Source organism: Rathayibacter sp. VKM Ac-2754 (assembly GCF_009807095.1).
GTDB lineage: Bacteria > Actinomycetota > Actinomycetes > Actinomycetales > Microbacteriaceae > Rathayibacter.
In genome coordinates this window covers 466253-482192 of the sequence record NZ_WUCC01000001.1, presented here as the reverse complement: position 1 = coordinate 482192, position 15940 = coordinate 466253, and the positions used below count along the sequence as shown (strand labels likewise).

Below are 15940 nucleotides of genomic sequence, written 5' to 3'. Positions count from 1 at the left end.
GTCGAGAGGCCGGTCCGGTACGCCGCGCGCGGCGTGTCGCGTACCGGAGCGGCCTCTCGCGGAGGGCAGCCCGGAGTCAGGCCGGAACGCGCACCGTGAGCCCGCCGGGCTCGATCCAGGTGCGGAACGCCGAGGTCGAGCCGAAGGGATCGCCGTCGAGCTCGATCTCCTGCTCGCGCTCGAGGCGCACGACGAGCTCGCGGCCCTTCACGTAGCGGAGGGCCGCGACCTCCTTCGTCAGACCCATCAGCTTCTGGCCGACCACGCCGGTGCGGCGCAGGACGCCGTTCTCCCAGACCACCTTGAAGATGATCTGGACCCAGCCGAAGAACCCCTCGGGCCGCAGCAGCACGATGTCGAACTCTCCGTCGTCGACCGCCGCGTCGGGCAGCAGCAGGATGTTCGCCGGCAGCGAGCCGCAGTTGCCCACGATGATCGTGTGCGCGCGCACCTTGCGGGTCTTCGAGCCGTCGAGGCGGTAGCGGAACTCGAGCTGGTTCTTGTCCAGCAGCGCCTTCCGCAGTGCGTCGACGTAGGCGAGCCAGCCGGCGCGCTTCTTGAGGTCGTCGTCGGTGTTCGCGAGCATCTTCGCGTCGATGCCGAGTCCGGCCATGACGACGAAGGCGCGCCGCTCGCGGCCGCCCCCGCTCACCTCGATGTCGATCATCCCGACGTCGATCGGGCGGTCCTTGCCGGTGAAGGCCACGGTCAGCGCGTTGTCGACGTCGTCGAGCGTGAGATCGAGGTTGCGCGCCAGCAGGTTGCCGGTGCCCGAGGGCAGCAGCGCGAGCGAGGTGTCGGAGCCGCGCAGCGCCTCGGCGACCACGCGGACCGTGCCGTCGCCTCCGGCCGCGATCACCATGTCGACGCCGGCCTCGAGGGCCTCGCGGGTCTGGCCCGCGCCCGGGTCCTCGACCGAGGTCTCGAACCAGAGCGTCTCGTCCCACTCCGCGAGCTGCTCGGCGCGGGCGACCGCGGCCTCGACGGCCTCGAGGTCGACCTTCACCGGGTTGTAGATCATCGCGGCACGGCGGCGCTCAGTCATCCGATCCGTCCTCGTCCTCGATGCGGCCCGGCCGCACGGCGGCGTCGTCGCGGATCTCGATGTGCGTGTCGCCCGCATCGGTCGTCGAGACGTCGATGCGGGGAGCGGCATCGGCCTCGGTCGCCTTCGGCGCACTGGTCAATTGGTCTCGGCGATCATCCGCCATCTGGTCGCTCATCCCTGGACGGTAGCAGTGCGCTCGCCGTGCCCGCGTGGGGTTGCGCGGGGCCCTCAGCGCTCGGAGCCGCGGGCCGCCTCGAGCCCCCAGAGCACGAGCGGGATCTGCAGCGGGAGGCGCAGGAGCGTGATCGCGCGGGTGCGCGGGCGCCGGGCGTCCCGGGCCATCTGCACGTTGCCGGGGAACACGGCGGCCATCAGCGCGGCGGAGGCGAGACCGCCCGCCGCCCGCGTCGGCGGCCACATCATCGCGGCGGCGCAGGCGATCTCGGCGACTCCGGAGACGAGCACCCAGCCCCGCGCGGAGCCGGGCATCCCTCGCGGCACGACCGCGTCGATGGTGCTCGGGTGCGCCAGGTGCACGACTCCCGATACGGCCATGGCCGAGGCGAGCACCAGGGGGCCGGTGCCGAGCGGCTCGCGGGTCACCGGTCCTCCGCGCCGCGCTCGAGAGGAGCGACGTGGTCGAGGATCCGCCGCCACTCGCGCACCACGGCGAGTCGGCCCGTGCCGTCGACGCTCGCCGTGCGGGCATCGGCGAGGCGGCCGCGGTACCAGCGGCCGTCCTCGGCACTCGCGACCGGGTCGGCGTCGCCGTGCACGATCAGGGCGGAGGCGGTCACCCGGTCGAGCTCGTCGGCCCACGATCCGTCGCGCAGCGCGGCGAGGTCGGTCGCCGCTCCGCTCGGACCCTGCCGCCAGCCCTCGCCGAGCATCCGCTGCAGGCGGTTGCGCAGCCCGCCGTGGCTCGCGAGGACGGGGTCGTCGGAGTCCACCCCCAGTGCGTCGAGGCCGGGCTCGCCGTCGGGGAGGCCGGCGGCGATCATCGTCGAGTCCTCGCCTTCGAGGATCTCGCGCCGCTCCCAGGCGTCGGTCGGGCGCACCAGCACGCCGGCCTGCGGAGGCGCGGGGGTGCCGATGATCGCGAGCCGGTCGACGAGATCGGGGTGCCGGGCCGCCAGCGAGAGGGCGAACGCGCCTCCCGAGCCCCAGCCGACCACGCCGACGCTGCCGAACCGGGCGCCGTCGACCATGCGCGCGGTGCGCTCCGACCGCCGCAGGTACTCCGCGAGGTCGTCGGCGCGGTCCTGCACGGTCGCCTGCGCGGCGCTGACCGGGTCGGAGGCGCCGTAGCCGGGCCGGTCGAGGATCAGCAGGTGCAGGCCCCACGGCCCGGTGACCAGCGGATCGGGGTCGAAGCCGCCGGCACCCGGGGTGGGGTGGCAGAAGACGACCAGCCGGTCGGCGATCGGATCACCCGCCGCCGAGACGCCGATCCCGCGGCCGGACCGCAGCTCGAAACGGTGGTTCGCCATGTCGCCTCCGTACGCGCCGCCGTCGATCGGCGGAGCAGCCCCCAGTCAAGCGGACTGCGGCGCCCCACGAGAGGGCCTTGTGCGAGGGGTGGACGGTGCGCGGGGTGGGCGGTACCTCCTCCGACGCCCCCGGCGTATCGTGACGGCATGGCTGATCAACGACCGATCGGATACTGGCTGACCCTCGTCGACCGCTTGATCGAGGAGCGCTTCGCGCTGACGCTCGAGGAGCACGGCGTGACCCGGATGCAGTGGCAGCTGCTCGAACTGCTGCGCCGCGCCCCCGCCGCGGTGGACGAGCTCGACAGGGCGCTCGCGCCCTTCCTGCGGTCGGCGCCGGCGGAGGAGCCCGCGAGCGTCGTCGAGCACCTCGCCGAGCTCGTCGAGAGCGGCTGGGTGACCGCCGAGGGCGAGCGCTTCGCGCTGACCGAGCGCGGCGGAGTCGCGACCGCCCGCCTCGAGGAGGTGGTCGGCGCGGCGCGGACCGCGGTGACCGAGGGCGTGAGCGAGGAGGACTACGAGCGCACCGTGGCGACCCTCCGCCGCATCGCCGAGAACCTGGGCGACGCCTCCTGACACCCGGCGCGCTCCTCCGCTACCCCCTTGCCCGGGCCGGTGGGGTCGGGAGGAGAGTGGGGGAGCCGGCAGGTCGCCGGCCGGAAGGAGAAGGCGCCATGGATCAGAACGACCGCACCACCGGTGAGGACATCGAGAAGACCGAGGAGCTGCCCGACGGCACGGGGACCGACACCTCGCCCGGTGGCGGCGACACGGACACGGTCTCGGGCGGCGACGCGGACGAGTAGCGCCCGCGCACGAAGAAGGGCGGGGCGGCGAACGCCCCGCCCTTTCTCGGTCCTCAGACCAGCGGTCCGTCGCTCTCGCTCGTGCGGCGGGTGACCTGCTCGCCGCTGGCCGGGTCGACGGCCGAGCGCGTGGTCGCCACGGACTGGCGGCGCCGGGTCATCAGCACGAGGCCGAGCACCAGGCCGATGGCGCCCGCCGCCATCAGGATGTAGCCGATCAGCTTCAGGTCGACACCCGACAGCTGCACGTCCACGGCGAACGCGAGGACCGCGCCGACGACGAGGAGGAAGATTCCTGCTCCGATGCTCATACGTGCTCCTTCTGCGAACGCCGGCGTGCGCGCGAGGGCGTGCATCCGCACCGGCGCCCCCACGGTAGACCCGGGCAGCGACGCCGCGGAGGCCCTATCGGAGGCCACCCGCCGCGGTGTAGGGCTCAGCGGTCGGAGAGACGCAGCATCACGCGCGTGCGGTCGCCGCGGGTCACGATCCCCTCGATGAAGAGGAAGACGCGGTACTCGAGCCGGTACTTGCGCGCGAAGACGCGGCCGAGCCGCTCGACGGTCTCCTCGTCCGAGACGATGCGGGCCGACGCCTCGACCACCGGCGCGCCCTCCTTCACGCGTCCCCGGCGGTCGCAGGGGACGAGCGTCACCCGCGGATCGTTCCGCAGCCGCTTCACCTTGCCGCTCTTCCGGGGCGTGGTGATGATCAGCTCTGCGCCGTCGCGGGCGATCCAGACCGGCGTCGAGACGCCGGCACCCGTCTTGCGGAAGGTGGTCAGCGAGACGAACGACTCGTCGGCGAGCGCGGCGAGGGCGGGGGAGAGGGTCATGTCTCGAAGCGTGAGCGACGCGGGAGGGCCACCGCAAGCCTCCTCGCCGCGAGTCTGCTCCCGCTTAGGGTGGGAGCATGACCGTTCCGACGCCTCTGATCGGCCGGACCGAGGCGCCCGAGCTGCACGCGATGACCTACAACATCCGTCGGCGCATGCCCCGGCTCACCGCCCGCGCGGTCGACCAGTGGGAGCACCGCCGCCCGCTGATCCGCCGGCTGCTCGAGGCCGAGCAGCCCTCGATCCTCGCGATCCAGGAGGCGCTGCCTGATCAGGCCGCGTTCGTGCAGGACGTGCTCGGCTCGTCGTTCGAGGGCATGGGCTTCGGCCGCGACCCCGATCGGGGCGGCGAGCGCGTGATGCTCTTCGTCGACCGCAGCCGGTTCGCCGTGCGCGACTGGTCGCAGATCGCGCTTTCCGCGACTCCCGACGTCGCCGGCTCGCGGAGCTGGGGCAACCGGATCCCGCGCACGGCCGTGATCGCCGAGCTGACCGATCACGCCACCCACCGCGACCTGACCGTCGTCTCGACCCACTTCGACCACCTCTCGCAGCGGTCGCGCCTGTGCTCGGCCGAGCTGCTCGCCCGGCGGGTGCTCGCTCTCGGGCAGCCCGCGATCGTGATGGGGGACGCGAACACCGACGCCGGGACGGCTCCGTACCGGGCGCTGCTCGACGAGGCCGGCCTGGCCGACTCGTGGGTGGTCGCCGGTCGCCACCTCAGCCACTCCTGGAGCACCTTCTCGAACTACCGACCGCCGAAGCCGGGCCGCCGCATCGACTGGCTGGTCGCGACAGCGAACGCCTTCGAGGTCGTCGCCGCCGGGATCAACGCGGTGCGCTACGACGGCGCGGCCGCCTCCGACCACGAGCCGGTGCAGGCGCTGCTCCGCTTCACGTCGCCGTGAGAGGCGTCGTCCTCGTCGAGACCTTCCTGGTGCCGCCGCGCACCAGGGGCGAGTGGTTCGCCGATGTGGTCCGCCTGGCCGGTGTGGCGAGCATGGTGGCGGCGGGGATCGGCTGGGGCTTCGTCGACGTGATGGTCTTCGCGCTGTCCGCGATCGGGCTCGTGATCCCGCGCTTCCTCGGCATCCGTCCCGCGCTCGACGCGGCGTTCGGCGTCGCGCTGCTGGTCGCCTCCTGGAGCAGCGTGCTCGACCTGTACCAGGCGTGGGCGTCGTGGGACGTGGTCGTGCACTTCGTGCTGAACGGCCTTGTCGCGGCGGTCGCGTACATCGTCGCGGCGCGGGCCGGAGTCGTGCCTGCCGTCGCCGGCGACCGCGGTCCGCTCGCCCCGGCGATCGTGCTCTGCGCCTGCTTCGGGACGACGGCGGGCGTGCTGTGGGAGTGGGGCGAGTGGGCGGGCCACCGCTTCGTCGACTCGTCGATCTTCGTCGGCTACGAGGACACGCTCGGCGACCTGGCCGCGGGCGCGGTGGGATCGCTGCTGGCGGGCGCGCTGATGCGCTTCTGGTCGGCGAAGTCGCGCGCGGCGGCACCGGTCGACGCCGGCGCCGGCGCGACTCGACGGGGTGCGTGACTGCACACCGCTACCGCACCGACACCGCAGGGTCCTCGGAGCGGCCTGTGCTGCAGATCGATAGCCGTGCGATGTTCATCGAGATCGCCTCTGCCGTCCACCCGGAAGGGGTGAGCGCGGGGTGTGCTTGAGGTGGGCCCGTCCGGGCCTCCGATCTCCAAGGAGAACACGACGTGTCACGACTTCTCAGCCCCGCTCGTCGCGGGCGCACCGCGGTGACCCTCGCGGCCATCGCACTGATCTCGGGAGCGGCCCTCGCCGCTCCGAGCATCGCCACCGCAGTCGGCTCCGCCGACCTCAGCGCCACCGGAGGCGCCGCGCGCATCTCCCCGGTCGACGCCGACCTCTCCGACGAGCTGCGCGCCGAGGTGAAGGAGCAGGACGCGAAGAACGTCATCCTCCTCATCGGCGACGGCATGGGCGACTCCGAGATCACCGTCGCCCGCAACTACACGTACGGCGCGGCCGGCCGCTTCCCCGGCATCGACGCCCTCCCCATCACGGGCCAGTACACGACGTACTCGCTGTACCGCGCCGACGATCCCGCCACCGGCGCCGTCAAGGGCGCTCCGGACTACGTCCCCGACTCCGCCGCCACCGGCAGCGCCTGGGCGACCGGCACCAAGACGTACGACAACGCGGTGTCGGTCGACATCGACCAGAACCGCGAGGACACGCTGCTGGAGATCGCGAAGGCGAACGGCCTGAAGACCGGCAACGTCACGACCTCCGAGATCCAGGACGCGACGCCCGCCGTGCAGGCGGCCCACGTCGACGCCCGCAGCTGCTACGGACCCGACAGCCCCACCTGCGGCAACGACGCGCTCGAGAACGGCGGACTCGGCTCGATCAGCGAGCAGATCCTCGGCACCCGCGCCGACCTCACCCTCGGTGGCGGCTCCGCCACCTTCGCGCAGACCGCGAAGGCCGGCGACTGGAGCGGCCGGACCCTGTTCCAGCAGGCCGACGACCGCGGCTACCAGGTGCTCGGCGACGCGACCACCGCCGGCACCGCCGCGGAGCTCGAGGCCCTGACCGTGGCCGACCAGGACGCCCCCGTCCTCGGCCTCTTCGGCTCGGGCAACCTGCCCGTCCGCTACGCACCGACCCCCGCGACGGTCGGAGGCGGCGACGCCGCTCCCCAGACCTGTGTCGCCAACCCGGCCCGTCCCGCTGACCAGCCCACCCTCCGCGCCATGACCGAGAAGGCGATCGACCTCCTCGACACCGGCGACAAGGGCTTCTTCCTCCAGGTCGAGGGCGCCAGCATCGACAAGCAGGACCACGCCGCGAACGCCTGCGGTCAGATCGGTGAGACCGTCGACCTCGACGAGGCCGTCCAGGCCGCTCTCGCCTTCGCGAAGGCCGACGGCAACACGCTCGTCATCGTCACCGCCGACCACGCCCACACCAGCCAGATCGTGGACAGCACGCCCCCCACGTCGCTCAGCACCGCGCTGAAGACCGCCGACGGCAGCACGATGAAGGTCTCGTACGGCACGGCCGCCGAGGGCGGCTCGCAGCAGCACACCGGAACTCAGCTCCGCGTCGCGGGCTACGGACCGGGCGCGGCGAACGTCGCCGGCCTCACCGACCAGACCGACACGTTCTTCACCATCTCGAACGCGCTCGGCCTCGACCGCGACATCCGCTCGCTGAGCTTCTCCGCGACCGCCGAGCTCTCGGGCACGTCGTTCGCGCCCGGCGAGAAGATCACCCTGACCGCCGACGGCTTCGACGGCGACACCCAGCTGATCGGCTCCGCTCCGATGTTCACCGAGCGCACCGCGACGCAGGATCTCGTCGACGGAGGCCTCACCGTCTCCGCGAAGGCGCCCACCACGCCCGGCGACTACACCGTCACCGTGACCGGTGCCCAGACCGGCAAGGCCATCAGCCTGGCGTTCACAGTCACCGAGTAGCACTGCAGCCTCTCCGTCGGGAGGGGTGAACGGAGGAGGGTCGTCCCGCGGGGCGGCCCTTCTCCGCGTCTCGGCGTGTCCGGGCGGCACGAGGTGGTCGCGTGCCGGGGTGAGGACTGCTGCGGCGGAGGCCCGGTCGAGGATGACGTCGGTCGTCGTCAGACCGTCGCGGGCAGCAGCTCGGCGAGCAGTGCCTCGACGCGCGCCTTGATGTCGTCGCGGATCGGGCGGACCTCGTCGAGCGACCTGCCCTTCGGGTCGGTGAGCTCCCAGTCCTCGTAGCGCTTGCCGGGGAAGATCGGGCAGACGTCGCCGCAGCCCATCGTGATCACGGCGTCCGACTCGCGGACCTGCTCGGTGGTCATCAGCGCCGGGACGGCCTGCGAGATGTCGATGCCCTCCTCCGCCATGGCCGCGATCGCCATCGGGTTGATCTGGTCGCCGGGCTCGGAGCCGCCGGAGAGCACCTCGACGGCGCCCCCGGAGAGCTGGCGCATGTAGCCCGCGGCCATCTGCGAGCGGCCCGCGTTGTGGATGCAGACGAACAGGACGGTGGGCTTCTCGGTCATGGGTGTTCCTTCCTCGAACACCCGAAGCATAGACCGCTGTCTATGTATTGCGCCAGGGGCTCAGGCTGCGGTCGCCTCGAGCGAGGCCAGCAGTTCGCGGACCCGCCCCTCGATGTCGTCGCGGATCGCGCGCACCTGCGCGAGCGGCAGGCCGACCGGGTCCTCGAGATCCCAGTCGAGGTAGCTGCGACCGGGGTAGATCGGGCACGCGTCACCGCAGCCCATCGTGATCACCACACCGGAGGCGCGGACCACCTCGTCGGTCAGCGGCTTGGGGTACTCGCCCCCGATCGGCACGCCGATCTCGTCGAGAGCGGTCACGATCACCGAGCGCACGGCGTCGGCGGGCGCCGAACCGGCCGTGCGCACCCGCACCCGGTCGCCCGCGAGGTGGCGGAGGATCGCGGCGGCCAGCTGCGATCGGCCGGCGTTCTGCACGCAGACGAACAGCACCTCCGGGACGCCCGAGCGTCCCGCGGCAGAGGCGTCGAGGGCGGTGAGGCGGTCGGTTGCGAACCGGGAGGTCAGCGAGGTGAGGTGCCGGGTCACGTGGCCGCGGTCGATGAGCAGATCGTGGCTCTCGCGGACGTAGCGCTCGACGGTCTCGGGCGAGAAGGTGCCGGCGAAGCGGGTGGCGAGGTCGGCGATGATCCGCTCGAGGACGTCGCCCTCGACGCGCGTCGGCGCCGGGGCATCACGGAGATACTCGGACACACGATCCAGCTGCTCCGGCACGATCGAGTACCAGACGTTCCGACCCTGGGGATCGCGCACCAGGAGTCCCTCATCGACCAGGACTCGGACGTGATGACTCACCGTGGGCTGCCGCAGTGCGAGCTCGGCGGCCATCCTCCCGACGAGCTGACGCCCGTCCGTGCTGTCGAGGATCATCGCCGCGATCCGGGCGCGCGTCGGATCGGCGAGCAGTCGCAGCGCGCTGGTCGACATCGCGGCATCCATAGATCGAAGTCTATGCGAGGCTGGGCGCGTGACCCCAGCCCCCGCAGCCCTCCTCCGCCGCGTCGCCGCCGAGTTCGGCGGCTCCGCCGCGCTGACCGCGATCGTCGTCGGCTCCGGCATCGCCGCGACCGGCCTCTCCGACGACGTCGGCGTGCAGCTGCTGATCAACGCCATCGCCACCGCGTTCGGCCTGTTCGTACTGCTAACGGTCCTCGGCCCGATCAGCGGCGCCCACTTCAACCCGGTCGTCTCGATGGTCGACCTCGCTCTCGGCCACCGCGGCGCCCGCGACATCGCACCGTACGTCGCCGCGCAGATCCTCGGCTGCGTCGCGGGCAGCGTGCTCGCGAACGTCATGTTCGACCTCCCGCCCGTCGCGTTCAGCGGCACAGATCGGATCACGCCGGGGCACCTCGTCGCCGAGGTCGTCGCGACCGCGGGGCTCGTCATCGTGATCTTCGTCCTCGCCGCCACCGGCCGGTCGGTCTTCGCGGCGGGGGCGGTGGCGGCCTACATCGGCTCCGCCTACTTCTTCACCAGCTCGACGAGCTTCGCGAACCCCGCGATCACCGTCGGCCGGATGTTCAGCGACACCTTCGCCGGCATCGCCCCCGGCTCCGCGCCACTCTTCGTCGCCGCGCAGCTCCTCGGCGCGCTGCTGGGCTGCGGAGTCGTCCGCGCCCTCGTCCCCCGAACGTCCCCCGCCGGGGTCCGATAGGCGCTGATCGGGCCCGCCCGCCGCCCGCCCTGCATGCTGGTCGAGTAGCCCCGCAGGGGCGTATCGAGACCCACCGGCTTCAGCGGATCAGCCCTCAGCCCTGGCCTGCTGACGGATGTGGATCTCGACACGCCCGCTGCGCGGGCTGCGGGCTCGATGAGCGAGGAGGGGGCGACGTGTACGGGGGCGATCCTCCAGAGACCCCCACCGTCGCCGCCTCACGCGCCGCACAACGAAGGCCAGCAGCCGCGAAGTCCCGGGAATCCAGGGTTTCGGCCCTTCCAGCCTCAGTTCTGCGGCAATGGCGCGCCGACCACCGGCCGCAGGGCGTCGAGCACCAGCGCCAGCGCCGGGTTCGCACCGCTCGAGCGGCGCCAGGCCGCGCTGACGATGCGCCTCGAGACCGGGTCGACCGCGGGAACGGCGACCACCGCCTCCGGGAGCGGCTCGCGGCCCAGCCGCGGCACCAGGGCGACGGCCGCCCCCGCCTCGACCAGCGAGATGTGCGTGCTGAAGTCCTCGTCGTAGAAGGCGATGTCGGGTCGGCGCCCGGTGCCGGCGAAGGTGCGCAGCAGCCATGCGTGGCAGATCGCGCCCGCGGGGATGCTCACCCAGGTCTCGTCGGCGAGGCGGCTCGACGCGATCTCGGCGAGGCCGGCGAGCGGATGATCGCGGTGCAGCAGCACGTCGGCCCGGTCCTCGAGCAGGGTCTCGGTCTCGATCGACGGCGGCAGGTCGAGCGAGAGTCCCGGCCAGTCGTGCAGGATCGCGAGATCCGCGGCACCCCGCTCGAGCCGCCCCGACGCCTCCCACGGGTCGAGCTCGTCGAGGGTCAGGCGCAGGCGCGGCGCCCGCCGCCGGATCTCGCCGAGCGCGGGAACGAGCAGCCCCCGCATCGCCGTCGAGAACGCGACGACGCGCAGCGTGCCGGTCACCTCCTCCGCCGGCGCCGCACCGAGGTGCTCGAGCGCCTCGAGCTCGGCCAGCAGTCGCTCGCCCCGCCCCGCCAGCGAGCGGCCGTGCTCCGTGAGGAACACGGTGCGCCCCGAGCGCTCGGCGACCGGCGCCCCCGACTGCCGCTCGAGCCGCTTGAGCTGCTGCGACACGGCGGAGGGAGTGAAGCCCAGCGCCTCCGCGGCCGCCGCGATCGTGCCGCAGTCGCGCACCGCGATCAGGGCGCGGAGGGCCGATGGCTCGATCATGCAGCAACGCTACCGAATCGCCGGTAGGAGCCTGCGCTAGTGCTGCCGGGTCGCCTGCGCGAGGCTCGACGCATGACCCGTCGGCACAGCCTCCTCGCCCTCCTCGTCGTCGTCCTCTGGGGGCTGAACTTCGTCGTCATCGACTCAGGGCTCGCGGATGTGCCGCCGCTGCTCTTCCTCGCGCTGCGGTTCGCGGTGGTCGCCGTCCCCGCGGTCTTCTTCGTGAAGCGGCCGGAGGCGCCGTGGCGCACCATCGCGATGATCGGCGCGTTCATGAGCTTCGGCCAGTTCGCGCTGCTCTACCTCGCCCTGGCGCTCGGGATGCCCGCCGGTCTCGCCTCGCTGGTCGTGCAGGCGCAGATCGTGTTCACGGTGCTGATCGCCGCCGTCGTGCTGCGCGAGCGGCCGTCGCCGAGGCAGCTCGTGGGCGTGGGAGTAGGGGTGGCGGGCCTCGTCGTCGTCGCCGTCTCGCACGGGGCGGTCGCGCCGTGGCTGCCGTTCGTCGTCTGCCTCGGCGGTGCGCTGTCGTGGGCGATCGGCAACGTGCTGACCCGCCGCGCGAAGGGCGCCTCCGGACTCTCGCTCGTGGTCTGGTCGGCGCTCGTGGTGCCCGTGCCGGCGCTGCTGCTGTCGCTGGTCGTCGACGGCGGACCGGCGGTCGCGAGCGCGCTGCAGGGTCTGTCGCTCGTGGCGGTGCTGAGCACGCTGTACACGGCGGTGTTCGCCTCGCTGATCGGCTACGGCATCTGGAACTCGCTGCTCGCCCGCTACCCCGCCGCGGCGGTCGTGCCGTTCACCCTGCTCGTGCCGGTGATCGGCGTGCTCTCGGCGTGGCTCCTCCTCGGCGAGACGCCGTCGGTGGGCGAGCTCATCGGAGGCGCGGTGATGGTCGCCGGTCTCGCCGTCGCCACCGTGCGCCGCCGCGGGGCTGTCCCGGAGGTCGCTCCGGCGTAGGGTGTGCGGCATGTGCGGACGCTTCGCGATGGACTCCGAGACCGACGAGCTGATCCGCGAGTTCGTCGCGGCGGGCGGCCGGGCGGCCGACTGGGCGCCCGACTTCAGCGTCGCGCCCACCGACTCCGCACCGATCGTCCGCGAGCGCATTCGTGACGACGCCGTCGAGCGCGAGATCGAGCTGGCCTCGTGGGGCTTCACGCCCTCGTGGTCGAAGGGCAAGGGGCCGTCGCCGATCAACGCCCGGCTCGAGTCGGTCGCGTCGAACGGCCTGTTCCGCAGCGCCTTCGCGAAGCAGCGGGCGATCGTGCCGATGCGCGGCTACTACGAGTGGGAGGCGCGCGAGGACGGCAAGCAGCCGTTCTTCCTCCACGGCGACGAGCCGATCCTCGCGGCGGCGGGCCTCTACACGGCGCGCAAGGTGGCGGAGGAGTGGCAGGTCTCGTTCACGATCATCACCCGCGAGGCGAGGGACGCCTCCGGCGACGTGCACGACCGGATGCCGGTCTTCCTGACACCGGATGTCCGCGACGAGTGGCTGGACCCGACACCCCTCGCGTCGACGGAGGAGATGCTCGCGACCCTCGACCGCGCCTCGGTCGCCGTCGCCGCCACGATCACCGCGTACCCCGTCGACCGCCGGGTCAACAACTCCCGAACGGTCGACCGGCACGATCCGGGGCTGCTGACGCCGCTCGCGTCCTAGCGCGAGGGAACCCGGAGCTTCGGCGAGCTACTTCGTTCCCGCGTGGCCCCTCCGGCGAAGCCGGTAGAAGGACACTCCCGGGTCATGCCGGATCATTTCGTTCCGGCATGACCCGGGAAGGGCTTGCCGTTGAGGGACACCTCGCTCGGGTCCACCTCGACCGTGCCGACGTCGTCCGGGCCGCCCGTGCCGGGCACGGTCGTCACGTCGGCCGAGCCCGACGTCTCCGTCCGGCTCGTCGTCGGGTCCTGGTCCTGCTTCGCCTCGGTCTCGCGCTCGCTGCCGGGCGACTCCGCGCGGTCCTTCTGCACCTGCTCGCTGCTCGTCGAGATGGCCGGGGCCGCCCCGTCGGGAGCGCCGATCGTCGAACCCTGCTCTGCGTCGTCCATGGTGGTCACCCTTCGTCGGAGCTCTCCACGCTACGTGCGGGCCCGGAGGCCGGCACCGGCTTGACAGCACCGAGCCCCGACTCCGCCAGCCCCACTCTCACACTGCGCCCCGAATGGAGGACGTACTACCCTGGGGCGGAGGTCGCACCCGGGGGCGCGCCGAACGCCCGCACCCGCGCGAGGAGGAACAGTGGCATCGCATCGAACGGGCGAGACCCGCGTGGTCGGCACGACCGTCGGCGATCGCTACACGATCGAGGAGCTGATCGGCAAGGGCGGCATGGCGACCGTCTACCGGGCTCGCGACGAGATCCTCGGCCGCTCCGTCGCCCTGAAGATGTTCGCGCCGGGCATCGACGACGCGCAGGACCTCCAGCGCAAGTCCTCCGAGATCCGGCTGCTCGCCGCCCTCAACCACCCCGCCCTCGTGACGCTCTACGACGCGGACGACGGCGGCGACGACACCGGCGGCCAGGCCTACATGGTCATGGAGCTCGCCGAGGGCCCGAGCCTGGCCGAGCGCCTCGCCTCCGGACCGGTCGCGCCGAACGACGTCGCCTCGATGGCCGCCGATCTCGGCGAGGCCCTGCACACCGTCCACGCGGCCGGAGTCGTGCACCGCGACGTGAAGCCGTCGAACGTCCTCCTCGTGCCCAGTCCGCTCACGAGCCGCGAGTTCCGGCCCAAGCTCGCCGACTTCGGCATCGCGTACCTGATCGACGCCACCCGCATCACCTCGCCGGGCACGCTGATCGGCACCGCCGCCTACCTCAGCCCCGAGCAGGCGCACGGCGATCCGCTCACCTCCGCGAGCGACATCTACTCGCTCGGTCTGGTGCTGCTCGAGTCGCTGACCGGGCGCCGCCCCTTCACCGGATCGGCGATCGAGGTGACGATGGCGCGGCTGCTCCGAGACCCCGAGGTCTCCGAGTCGCTCGGCGGCGGCTGGACGTCTCTCCTGAACTCGATGACCCACCGCGAGCCGGAGGAGCGCCCGACCGCGATCGAGGTCGCCGAGTCGGCGCGCAGGCTCATCGATCCCCGGAGGGACGGGCCGCCGACGGCGATCATCGTCCCCGATGTGGTCAGGGCCGCCGAGCCCGCGACCGAGCGGATGCCGATGACCGGGGCCGCGACCGAGCTGCTCCAGGAGCCGACGCGGGCCGCGGAGGCGATCTCCGCGACCCAGCTGCTCCCCGCGGCGACGGCGGTGCACCCGACGACCGGGACCCGCCCGATGCCCGCGGAGCCCGCTCCGACCCGGTCGGCCGCGGCCGCCGCGCCCCGTCGCCGCGGACCGAATCCCTGGCTCCTCGTCCTGATGCTCGCGCTGGTCGCGATCGCCGTCGGGCTGGCGGTCGTCCTGCTCGGGGGCGATCAGCAGACCCCGCTGCCCGCCGTCGACGGCGAGCTCGGGGAGAACCTGCAGCGCCTGCGCGAGAGCATCCGCTCGTGAACCGCCTCCGCGCCGGGATCGTCCTGGCCGCCGCCCTCGTGCTCTCCGGATGCTCCGCCGCCGATCCGGCGATCGACGACTCCACCGCGCAGACCCTCGACGACGGGGTCGTCGCGGTCGCCGAGCGCGCCTCCGCCGACGACTACGCCGGTGCGATGACCGAGCTCGACGCCCTGCAGGCGGCGCTCACCGAGGCCCTGAACGGCGGAGGAGTCACCGCCGAGCGCGCCGCCGCGATCCAGATCGAGGTCGACACGGTGCGCGCGGATCTCGCCGCCCTGGTCGCCGAGCCCGCCCCCGTCGAGACGCCGACCGAGGACCCCGTCCCCGAGGAGGAGACCCCGGTCGAGGAGGCCCCGGTGGAGGAGACGCCCGTCGAGGAGACGCCCGTCGAGGAGGCTCCCGTCGAGGAGGATCCCGCGCCCGTCGAGACCCCCGAGGAGGAGCCCGCGCCGAGCCCGGAGGAGACCGAGCCGGTCGAGGAGGAGCCGGCGCCTGTCGAGTCGGAGCCGGCCGAGGAGGAGCCCGGGACCGGCAACAACGGCAACGGCAACGGCAACGGCAACAACGGGAACGGGAACGGCAACGGCAACGGCAACGGGAACAACGGGAACGGGAACGGGAACGGGAACAACGGGAACGGCAACGGCAACGGCTGAACCGTCGCCGTGCCCGCGCGTCAGTCCCGAGTGGCGGTGACCGCGAAGGAGGCGTCGAGGTCGACGTCCACGTCGGTCCCGTCGGCGCGGGTCACCTCGACGTCGTAGGCGTGGTCGGCGTCATCGCTGCGCTCCGCCTCAGTCACGGTGCCGCCGCCGACCGCCGCGAGCGCGGCCTCGCTCGCGCGGGCGAGCTCGTCGCCGACGAGGTCGTCGGGGTCGACCGCCGGAGCGTCCGTGGGCGCGGAGGCTGCCGCCGTGCTGTCGCGGTCGTCGTCCGCGTCGACGACGATCACGCCGAAGGAGTCGTCGAGCCTCACGTCGTACTCGATGCCGTCGTCGCCGCGCAGCTCCAGCTCGTACCCGGTGGCACCGTCGTCGTCGCGCTCGGCCGAGGTCACGATCCCGCCGCCGATCTCGGCGATCGCGGCCTCACTGGCGCGATCGAGGTCGGAGCCGGTCAGCCGGTCCGAGCCCTCGAAGCCGTCCGTCGCCGCGTACGCGATCCCCGTGCCCGCACCGACCAGCACGATCACTCCGGCGATCCCCGTGATGATCTTCGTCTTCTTCTGCATGATCCGCTCCGTCTCCGGCGCCGCTCGTCGACGCCGCGCCCACTCTCGCCCGCCCCCGCTGAAGCCCCCCTGAAGCGCCGTCCCGCCCGACTACCTCCGGCTCGCAGAATC

21 protein-coding genes are annotated in these 15940 nt (G+C 72.8%); 10 read left to right on the top strand and 11 right to left on the bottom strand.

Translation table 11 applies throughout. The features are described from left to right. Positions 1-76: 76 nt before the first annotated feature. Genes GRS92_RS02415 through GRS92_RS02400 form a run of 4 tightly spaced genes read right to left on the bottom strand, consistent with a single transcriptional unit; the run spans position 77 to position 2538 of the window. Positions 77-1045, bottom strand: coding sequence for a diacylglycerol/lipid kinase family protein (locus GRS92_RS02415; protein ID WP_159852942.1), 969 nt, complete (start codon positions 1043-1045; stop codon positions 77-79). Continuing rightward, a complete protein-coding gene (locus GRS92_RS02410) occupies positions 1038-1223 on the bottom strand; it encodes a multidrug transporter (RefSeq protein WP_159852941.1) in 186 nt (61 codons plus the stop codon). The genes GRS92_RS02415 and GRS92_RS02410 overlap by 8 nt, the downstream gene beginning before the upstream one ends. A gap of 53 nt (positions 1224-1276) precedes the next feature. Continuing rightward, the gene (locus GRS92_RS02405; protein ID WP_235021773.1) at positions 1277-1651 is read right to left on the bottom strand and encodes a DoxX family protein; all 375 of its coding nucleotides are present in this window, start codon (positions 1649-1651) and stop codon (positions 1277-1279) included. After that, positions 1648-2538 carry an alpha/beta fold hydrolase gene (locus GRS92_RS02400; protein ID WP_159852939.1) on the bottom strand — a complete coding sequence of 297 codons (891 nt, stop codon included), beginning with the start codon at positions 2536-2538 and terminating at the stop codon, positions 1648-1650. The genes GRS92_RS02405 and GRS92_RS02400 overlap by 4 nt, the downstream gene beginning before the upstream one ends. Positions 2539-2685: 147 nt before the next feature. On the opposite strand from GRS92_RS02400, the gene GRS92_RS02395 reads away from it, so the two are divergent. Beyond that, positions 2686-3114, top strand: coding sequence for a MarR family transcriptional regulator (locus GRS92_RS02395; protein ID WP_159852937.1), 429 nt, complete (start codon positions 2686-2688; stop codon positions 3112-3114). A 98-nt stretch (positions 3115-3212) separates the two neighbouring features. Continuing rightward, entirely contained in the window at positions 3213-3344 is a 132-nt protein-coding gene (locus GRS92_RS19100) for a hypothetical protein (protein WP_268817131.1), read from the top strand. Between the two features lie 53 nt (positions 3345-3397). Here GRS92_RS19100 and GRS92_RS02390 read toward each other — a convergent pair whose 3' ends face one another. Further along, entirely contained in the window at positions 3398-3655 is a 258-nt protein-coding gene (locus tag GRS92_RS02390; protein WP_159852935.1) for a DUF6458 family protein, read from the bottom strand. 125 nt (positions 3656-3780) lie between these two features. Beyond that, complete coding sequence (locus GRS92_RS02385) at positions 3781-4179, bottom strand: PPOX class F420-dependent oxidoreductase (RefSeq protein WP_159852933.1); 399 nt, start codon at positions 4177-4179, stop codon at positions 3781-3783. 77 nt (positions 4180-4256) lie between these two features. Here GRS92_RS02385 and GRS92_RS02380 point away from each other — a divergent pair, with 77 nt between their 5' ends. The 3 genes from GRS92_RS02380 to phoA all read left to right on the top strand — a co-directional run bounded on the left by GRS92_RS02380 (position 4257) and on the right by phoA (position 7641). After that, positions 4257-5087, top strand: a complete 831-nt coding sequence (locus GRS92_RS02380) for an endonuclease/exonuclease/phosphatase family protein (protein ID WP_159852931.1) — start codon at positions 4257-4259, stop codon at positions 5085-5087. Beyond that, positions 5084-5719, top strand: a complete 636-nt coding sequence (locus GRS92_RS02375; protein ID WP_159852930.1) for a hypothetical protein — start codon at positions 5084-5086, stop codon at positions 5717-5719. The genes GRS92_RS02380 and GRS92_RS02375 overlap by 4 nt, the downstream gene beginning before the upstream one ends. A 173-nt stretch (positions 5720-5892) precedes the next feature. Continuing rightward, positions 5893-7641: an alkaline phosphatase gene (phoA, locus tag GRS92_RS02370; RefSeq protein WP_159852929.1), complete on the top strand. Its 1749-nt coding sequence runs from the start codon at positions 5893-5895 to the stop codon at positions 7639-7641. Between the two features lie 158 nt (positions 7642-7799). Here phoA and GRS92_RS02365 read toward each other — a convergent pair whose 3' ends face one another. Beyond that, complete coding sequence (locus GRS92_RS02365; RefSeq protein WP_159852928.1) at positions 7800-8210, bottom strand: arsenate reductase ArsC; 411 nt, start codon at positions 8208-8210, stop codon at positions 7800-7802. Between the two features lie 60 nt (positions 8211-8270). Further along, positions 8271-9170, bottom strand: a complete 900-nt coding sequence (locus tag GRS92_RS02360) for a metalloregulator ArsR/SmtB family transcription factor (protein ID WP_235021772.1) — start codon at positions 9168-9170, stop codon at positions 8271-8273. Between the two features lie 28 nt (positions 9171-9198). On the opposite strand from GRS92_RS02360, the gene GRS92_RS02355 reads away from it, so the two are divergent. Beyond that, positions 9199-9888 carry an aquaporin gene (locus GRS92_RS02355; RefSeq protein ID WP_159852927.1) on the top strand — a complete coding sequence of 230 codons (690 nt, stop codon included), beginning with the start codon at positions 9199-9201 and terminating at the stop codon, positions 9886-9888. A 287-nt stretch (positions 9889-10175) separates the two neighbouring features. On the opposite strand, the gene GRS92_RS02350 is transcribed toward GRS92_RS02355, so the two are convergent. After that, positions 10176-11090 (bottom strand): LysR family transcriptional regulator, encoded by a 915-nt coding sequence (locus GRS92_RS02350; protein WP_159852926.1) that lies wholly within the window; start codon positions 11088-11090, stop codon positions 10176-10178. Positions 11091-11162: 72 nt separating this feature from the next. On the opposite strand from GRS92_RS02350, the gene GRS92_RS02345 reads away from it, so the two are divergent. Both GRS92_RS02345 and GRS92_RS02340 read left to right on the top strand, forming a co-directional pair. Further along, positions 11163-12044 (top strand): EamA family transporter, encoded by an 882-nt coding sequence (locus GRS92_RS02345; RefSeq protein WP_159852925.1) that lies wholly within the window; start codon positions 11163-11165, stop codon positions 12042-12044. Between the two features lie 10 nt (positions 12045-12054). Further along, on the top strand, positions 12055-12750 hold the full coding sequence (locus tag GRS92_RS02340) for an SOS response-associated peptidase (protein WP_159852924.1): 696 nt from the start codon (positions 12055-12057) through the stop codon (positions 12748-12750). A gap of 92 nt (positions 12751-12842) precedes the next feature. Here GRS92_RS02340 and GRS92_RS02335 read toward each other — a convergent pair whose 3' ends face one another. Beyond that, positions 12843-13139: a hypothetical protein gene (locus GRS92_RS02335; RefSeq protein ID WP_159852923.1), complete on the bottom strand. Its 297-nt coding sequence runs from the start codon at positions 13137-13139 to the stop codon at positions 12843-12845. Positions 13140-13329: 190 nt separating this feature from the next. Here GRS92_RS02335 and GRS92_RS02330 point away from each other — a divergent pair, with 190 nt between their 5' ends. After that, on the top strand, positions 13330-14595 hold the full coding sequence (locus GRS92_RS02330; protein ID WP_159852921.1) for a serine/threonine-protein kinase: 1266 nt from the start codon (positions 13330-13332) through the stop codon (positions 14593-14595). Next, positions 14592-15254, top strand: coding sequence for a hypothetical protein (locus GRS92_RS02325; RefSeq protein WP_159852919.1), 663 nt, complete (start codon positions 14592-14594; stop codon positions 15252-15254). The genes GRS92_RS02330 and GRS92_RS02325 overlap by 4 nt, the downstream gene beginning before the upstream one ends. A gap of 20 nt (positions 15255-15274) precedes the next feature. Here GRS92_RS02325 and GRS92_RS02320 read toward each other — a convergent pair whose 3' ends face one another. Continuing rightward, positions 15275-15829, bottom strand: a complete 555-nt coding sequence (locus GRS92_RS02320; protein ID WP_159852917.1) for a PepSY domain-containing protein — start codon at positions 15827-15829, stop codon at positions 15275-15277. Positions 15830-15940: the final 111 nt, after the last annotated feature.

Coding starts and splice junctions, on each gene's coding strand:
- GRS92_RS02385 (WP_159852933.1), bottom strand. CDS start 4,179: ATGACCCTCTCCCCCGCCCTCGCCGCGCTCGCCGACGAGTCGTTCGTC.
- GRS92_RS02320 (WP_159852917.1), bottom strand. CDS start 15,829: ATGCAGAAGAAGACGAAGATCATCACGGGGATCGCCGGAGTGATCGTG.
- GRS92_RS02400 (WP_159852939.1), bottom strand. CDS start 2,538: ATGGCGAACCACCGTTTCGAGCTGCGGTCCGGCCGCGGGATCGGCGTC.
- GRS92_RS02360 (WP_235021772.1), bottom strand. CDS start 9,170: ATGGATGCCGCGATGTCGACCAGCGCGCTGCGACTGCTCGCCGATCCG.
- GRS92_RS02335 (WP_159852923.1), bottom strand. CDS start 13,139: ATGGACGACGCAGAGCAGGGTTCGACGATCGGCGCTCCCGACGGGGCG.
- GRS92_RS02345 (WP_159852925.1), top strand. CDS start 11,163: ATGACCCGTCGGCACAGCCTCCTCGCCCTCCTCGTCGTCGTCCTCTGG.
- GRS92_RS19100 (WP_268817131.1), top strand. CDS start 3,213: ATGGATCAGAACGACCGCACCACCGGTGAGGACATCGAGAAGACCGAG.
- GRS92_RS02380 (WP_159852931.1), top strand. CDS start 4,257: ATGACCGTTCCGACGCCTCTGATCGGCCGGACCGAGGCGCCCGAGCTG.
- GRS92_RS02340 (WP_159852924.1), top strand. CDS start 12,055: ATGTGCGGACGCTTCGCGATGGACTCCGAGACCGACGAGCTGATCCGC.
- GRS92_RS02410 (WP_159852941.1), bottom strand. CDS start 1,223: ATGAGCGACCAGATGGCGGATGATCGCCGAGACCAATTGACCAGTGCG.
- GRS92_RS02390 (WP_159852935.1), bottom strand. CDS start 3,655: ATGAGCATCGGAGCAGGAATCTTCCTCCTCGTCGTCGGCGCGGTCCTC.
- GRS92_RS02415 (WP_159852942.1), bottom strand. CDS start 1,045: ATGACTGAGCGCCGCCGTGCCGCGATGATCTACAACCCGGTGAAGGTC.
- GRS92_RS02395 (WP_159852937.1), top strand. CDS start 2,686: ATGGCTGATCAACGACCGATCGGATACTGGCTGACCCTCGTCGACCGC.
- GRS92_RS02350 (WP_159852926.1), bottom strand. CDS start 11,090: ATGATCGAGCCATCGGCCCTCCGCGCCCTGATCGCGGTGCGCGACTGC.
- GRS92_RS02365 (WP_159852928.1), bottom strand. CDS start 8,210: ATGACCGAGAAGCCCACCGTCCTGTTCGTCTGCATCCACAACGCGGGC.